Source organism: Pseudoalteromonas sp. P1-26, assembly GCF_001401795.1.
GTDB lineage: Bacteria > Pseudomonadota > Gammaproteobacteria > Enterobacterales > Alteromonadaceae > Pseudoalteromonas.
Genome location: NZ_LKDX01000105.1, coordinates 1 through 1,964 on the forward strand (window position 1 = coordinate 1; position 1,964 = coordinate 1,964).

At 43.9% G+C, this 1,964-nt stretch carries 1 protein-coding gene; it reads left to right on the plus strand.

Features of this window, described 5'->3' with window-relative positions:
* Positions 1-471 precede the first annotated feature (471 nt).
* A complete protein-coding gene (locus AN394_RS21080; protein ID WP_055022511.1) occupies positions 472-1,875 on the plus strand; it encodes an MBL fold metallo-hydrolase RNA specificity domain-containing protein in 1,404 nt (467 codons plus the stop codon).
* Positions 1,876-1,964: the final 89 nt, after the last annotated feature.

Consider the following 1,964-nt stretch of genomic DNA (forward strand, 5'->3'; position numbering starts at 1 on the left):
GCGAGATGCGAGATGCGAGATGCGAGATGCGAGATGCGAGATGCGAGATGCGAGATGCGAGATGCGAGATGCGAGATGCGAGTTATCATAGGCGCGATTTTATATCGCGCAATATAAGAAGATAACGCGGGAAATAAATTTCACGCCTACACCACCGTAGGCGTCACGCTTGCTTGGCGCGTCTGACATACTGCGCCCAACCCACAAATAAATGCATAACCAAAATTGATCTTCAAACTGAAAGCTGACAGCTCCTTAAACTTTCGGCACTAAAGTACCTCCTACATGCATTACCAACAAACGCCACCGTTCATCTGTAAACTAACCGCTGAAAGCTGACAGCTCCTAAAATTTTACGCCTATATTAAAACGTAGGGACGGCTCTGGCCTTGAATAGCTTTTCGCTCGCCCATTGCTCTATAAGTCAATAACTTCTATTCTAAAACCTCGCTTAAAGATCAGGAGTTTATTATGCATATAAAACACCACGGAGCGGTGAAAGGCGTAACAGGGTCTTGTCACCAGCTATTTATTGATGACACAAATTCTGTACTTGTTGATTGTGGGCTATTTCAAGGAGAAGACAGTAAACAAAACTTAGCAATTGAGTTTGATATATCAACAGTAAAAGCGCTGATTGTCACACATTGCCATATAGACCATGTTGGTCGCATACCCTATCTACTTGCAGCTGGTTTTAAAGGGCCTATTTTCACCTCGGCTGCCACCGCCAAGCTATTGCCTATGGTGATTGAAGATGCTTTAAAAGTGGGTGTAACTCGCGATGAAGCAATGATCCGCACTTGCTTAAAGTTACTAAAACAACAAATTGTCTCTCTCGATTTCAATACATGGTACTGCATTCCCGAAGGAGTGGGCTTTAGCCCCGAAAAAGTAGCCCCAAGTGATCAAAATTCATTATATAAAATCCGCCTGCAACGTGCCGGGCACATTTTAGGCTCTGCCTATGTTGAAATTGAGCTAGGTAAAAAGCCAAATACGCATAGAGTGGTATTTTCTGGTGATTTAGGTGCGCCTTACACACCCTTATTACCAACGCCTAAACCGCCTTACCGCGCCGATACATTAGTTATTGAGTCAACCTATGGTGATAAAAACCATCAAGGTCGTAAAGAGCGCGTAGCCGTTCTTAAAAAGATTATAGAACGTGCCGTAAGCGATAATGGCGTTGTACTCATACCCGCTTTTAGCATTGGCCGAACTCAAGAGCTGCTCTATGAGTTTGAACAGCTCATTCACTCTGCAAGCAAACGTTCATTGTGGCATAAACTGCAAATTATTGTAGATTCGCCAATGGCAGCCAACTTTACAAATGAATATTTACACTTCAAACAGCTATGGGATAACGAAGCAAAAAAACGCGTAAAACAAGGTCGCCACCCGCTCGACTTTAACCAACTACACACCATTGATAGCCATCAAGAGCACCTTGCCTTGGTTAACTTTTTAGCCTCAAAACAACAGCCAGCTATAATCATCGCCGCCAGCGGTATGTGTAATGGCGGCAGAATAGTTAATTACCTAGAGCGGTTTTTGCCCGACAAAACAACCGATGTCATTTTTGTTGGCTACCAAGGGCAAGGAACTTTAGGCCGAGAAATTCAAAAATACGGCCCACGCGGCGGCTATGTATTTATCGATAATCAAAAAGTAATGATTAAAGCACAAATTCATACCATTAGCGGCTACAGTGCCCATGCAGATCAAAAAGGATTAATCAGATTTGTTACCGGCATGCGTAAAAAGCCAAGTTTAATCAAAATCGTCCACGGTGATGAGCAAGCCAAACAAGCACTAGCAGAAAAGCTTAAAGCAGAGTTAGGCGAAAGAGTAGAGATAGTGGTTAGTGAGTAACGAGTTGCGAGTTGCGAGTTGCGAGTTGCGAGTTGCGAGTTGCGAGTTGCGAGTTGCGAGTTGCGAGTTGCGAGTTGCGAGTTGCGAGT

What these genes read in the sequence shown, in the direction of transcription:
- AN394_RS21080 (WP_055022511.1), top strand. Translation starts at nt 472, where the DNA reads ATGCATATAAAACACCACGGAGCGGTGAAAGGCGTAACAGGGTCTTGT.